Below are 3,409 nucleotides of genomic sequence, written 5' to 3'. Positions count from 1 at the left end.
TCACCCACTACATCGCCCGGTCGCTGCTCGAAGCCGGAGGGTTCAGACCAGCGCTACACCCTCGTTCGTGAAGAGCCGCTATGCGGCGCGCACCGGCGCCGACGTCTCGGCACTCGCCTGGTACGAGACGCTCGCGCTGTGGAAGGCAGCGGTGTTCTGCGAGGCGATCCACACCCGCTGGCTGGACGGCGAACGACCCGGTGATGCGTTCGGGCCTGCACTGGGGCAAGGCGTGCCCGATCTGCTGGCCGCTGCGCGGGCAGCGTCCGCAACCGGGTGAGAAGAAGGGAAACCCCGACCCCAGGGGGCACCCGATACGACATTTACTAGGAAGCCCTAGTAATTATCTGGTCATCCGATTACTGTGGGCATTGCGCCAATGGCGGCGCGAAGGGATGTCGCACAATGACTCGTACCATTCCCCATTTCATCAGCGGATCGCTCCACACCCCGGATTCCGGTCGCTTCGGCGAGGTCTACGATCCGAGCACCGGGCGCGTCCAAGCGCGCGTGCCGCTCGCCTCGGCCGGCGAGGTCCGCTGGGCGATCGATGCGGCCGAGCGAGCGCAACCCGCATGGGCGGCGACGAACCCGCAGAAGCGCGCCCGCGTGCTCATGCGCTTCCTCGAGCTCGTGAACCGCGAGATGGACGATCTGGCTCGCCTGCTGTCGAGCGAACACGGCAAGACGCTCGACGACGCGCGCGGCGACATCCAGCGCGGTCTCGAGGTGATCGAATTCGCCATCGGCGCCCCGCATCTCCTCAAGGGCGAGTACTCCACCGGCGCCGGAGCGGGGATCGACGTGTACTCGATGCGCCAGCCCCTGGGCGTGGTCGCCGGGATCACCCCCTTCAACTTCCCGGCCATGATCCCGCTGTGGAAGGCGGGTCCCGCGCTCGCCGCAGGCAACGCGTTCATCCTCAAGCCGAGCGAACGCGACCCCTCGGTTCCCGTCCGCCTCGCCGAGCTCTTCGCCGAAGCCGGGCTCCCAGCCGGCGTGTTCACCGTCGTGCACGGAGATCAGGAAGCGGTCGACGCGATCCTGACGGATGAGCGCATCCACGCGATCGGTTTCGTCGGATCGACGCCGATCGCCGGACACATCTATACGAGCGCCACCGCGCACGGAAAGCGCGCACAGTGTTTCGGCGGGGCGAAGAACCACATGATCGTCATGCCCGACGCCGACCTCGACCAGGTCGCCGATGCCCTCGTCGGCGCCGGATACGGATCGGCGGGGGAGCGGTGCATGGCGATCTCCGTCGCCGTCCCCGTGGGGGAGGCGACCGCCGACGCCCTCGCCGCGAAGCTCATCGAGCGGGTCGGCGCCCTCACCGTGGGGCCATCCTCCGTCCCGGGGTTCGACTACGGCCCCCTCATCTCGAGGCAGGCGGTCGAACGCGTCGAGCAGGCGATCCAGCAGGGCATCGACGACGGCGCGACGCTCCTTCTCGACGGACGCGGAATCTCCGTCGCCGAACACGAGGAGGGCTTCTATCTCGGCCCCACCCTGTTCGATCATGTGTCCACGGATATGGCTCTCTACCGCGAGGAGATCTTCGGCCCCGTGCTCGTCATCGCACGAGCATCCGATTACGAAGAAGCGCTCGCCCTGGCATCCGATCACGAATTCGGCAACGGCGTCGCGATCTTCACCCGCGACGGCGGCATCGCCCGCGATTTCACCGCACGGGTGGACGTCGGCATGGTCGGTGTGAACGTGCCGATCCCGGTGCCCATCGCCTATTTCACCTTCGGCGGATGGAAGAGATCCGGTTTCGGCGACCTCAACCAGCACGGCGCCGACGCCTTCCGCTTCTACACGAAGACCAAGACCGTGACGAGCCGGTGGCCCGCCGGCGCCACCGGCGCCAGTTTCGTCATCCCGACCATGGATTGAGCGGAGGACCCCATGACCATGATCAGTCTGACCAGCGCGGAAGAGCGCGACGCGATTCTCGCGGCGGTCCGGGACTACGCGATGACCGAACTCGCCCCGTTCGCGATCGAGCGCGACGAGGCGCACCTCTTCCCCCGCGACGCCCTGGGCCGGGCGGGCGATCTCGGCCTCGGCGGCATCTCCGTGCGCGAAGAGCACGGCGGCACCGGCCTCAGCCGCACCGATACCGTGGCGATCTTCGAGGAACTCGCCACGGGCGACCCGACGATCGCGGCCTACATCTCGATCCACAACATGGTCGCCTGGATGATCGACACCTACGGCGACGATGCCCAGCGCGACGAGTGGCTGCCGCGGCTGACCGCCATGACCGAGTTCGGCAGTTACTGCCTGACCGAACCCGGAGCGGGGTCCGACGCGGCATCCCTCACGACCCGGGCCGTCCGCGACGGCGACGACTTCGTCCTCACCGGCGTCAAGCAGTTCATCTCCGGGGCGGGGGAAGCGGGCGTCTACGTCGTCATGGCGCGCACCGGGGACGACGGCTCCGGCACGGGCGGCGGAGCGCGGGGGATCAGCGCCTTCCTCGTTCCCGCAGGTGCGGAGGGACTGGGGTTCGGAGCGGTCGAGAAGAAGATGGGCTGGCGGGCGCAGCCGACCCGGCAGGTGGTGTTCGACCGCGTACGGGTTCCCGCAACCGCCATGCTCGGCGATGAGGGGCGCGGGTTCGCCATCGCAATGTCCGCGCTCAACGGCGGGCGGCTCAATATCGCCGCCTGTTCGCTGGGCGGCGCGCGCTGGGCCCTGGACCGCGCCGTCGACCACGTGCAGGACCGCGTCGCGTTCGGCGAGCCGCTCGCCGAGAAGCAGTCGATCCTCTTCACGATCGCCGATATGCGAACGGAGCTGCAGGCGGCGCGGCTCATGGTGCGAGACGGCGCTCAGGCGGTCGACGAGCAGGCCCCGGATGCGACGATGCGCTGCGCCATGGCCAAGCGATTCGCCACGGATGCCGGGTTCGACATCGCCAACCGGGCTCTACAGCTGCACGGCGGGTACGGATATCTGCAGGACTACGGCATCGAGAAGGTGGTGCGAGACCTGCGCGTGCACCAGATCCTCGAGGGGACGAACGAGATCATGCGCCTCATCGTCGGCCGCGAGATGCTGAGACCCGCCGGTTCCGAGACCATGAGGCGGGCCTCATGACCCGCATCGCGTTCCTGGGGCTCGGACACATGGGGCTGCCGATGGCCGTGAACCTCATGCGCGCCGGCCATGACGTGCGCGGCTTCGATCTCGTCCCCGCCGCGCTCGAAGCGGCACGGCAGGAGGGCATCACGATCGCCGACAGCGGGGCGGATGCCGCATCCACAGCCGACGTCGTCATCACGATGTTCCCGGCCGGCCGCCATGTCATCGACGCCTATGAGGGCGGACTGCTCGCCGCTGCACCCCCGGGAACCCTGTTCATCGAGTCGTCGACGATCGCCGTCGATGAGGCTCA

General features: G+C 68.3%; 3 protein-coding genes and 1 pseudogene. All 4 read left to right on the top strand.

Annotated elements, in window-relative coordinates:
• Nucleotides 1-280 (top strand): annotated as a pseudogene (locus tag Q0Z66_RS12295) (hypothetical protein); the annotation flags it as partial.
• A gap of 125 nt (nucleotides 281-405) precedes the next feature.
• Nucleotides 406-1,902 (top strand): CoA-acylating methylmalonate-semialdehyde dehydrogenase, encoded by a 1,497-nt coding sequence (locus Q0Z66_RS12290; RefSeq protein ID WP_298041578.1) that lies wholly within the window; start codon nucleotides 406-408, stop codon nucleotides 1,900-1,902.
• A gap of 12 nt (nucleotides 1,903-1,914) precedes the next feature.
• The gene (locus Q0Z66_RS12285) at nucleotides 1,915-3,111 is read left to right on the top strand and encodes an acyl-CoA dehydrogenase family protein (RefSeq protein WP_298041576.1); all 1,197 of its coding nucleotides are present in this window, start codon (nucleotides 1,915-1,917) and stop codon (nucleotides 3,109-3,111) included.
• Nucleotides 3,108-3,409 (top strand): NAD(P)-binding domain-containing protein (locus tag Q0Z66_RS12280; protein ID WP_298041574.1); only part of this gene is annotated, 302 nt, incomplete at its 3' end. The genes Q0Z66_RS12285 and Q0Z66_RS12280, both read left to right, overlap by 4 nt.

Source organism: uncultured Microbacterium sp. (genome assembly GCF_947632095.1).
Lineage (GTDB): Bacteria > Actinomycetota > Actinomycetes > Actinomycetales > Microbacteriaceae > Microbacterium.
The sequence above is the reverse complement of the archived record's forward strand: the minus strand, read 5'-3'. Positions and strand labels throughout refer to the sequence as shown.

What these genes read in the sequence shown, in the direction of transcription:
- Q0Z66_RS12290 (WP_298041578.1), top strand. Translation starts at nt 406, where the DNA reads ATGACTCGTACCATTCCCCATTTCATCAGCGGATCGCTCCACACCCCG.
- Q0Z66_RS12285 (WP_298041576.1), top strand. Translation starts at nt 1,915, where the DNA reads ATGACCATGATCAGTCTGACCAGCGCGGAAGAGCGCGACGCGATTCTC.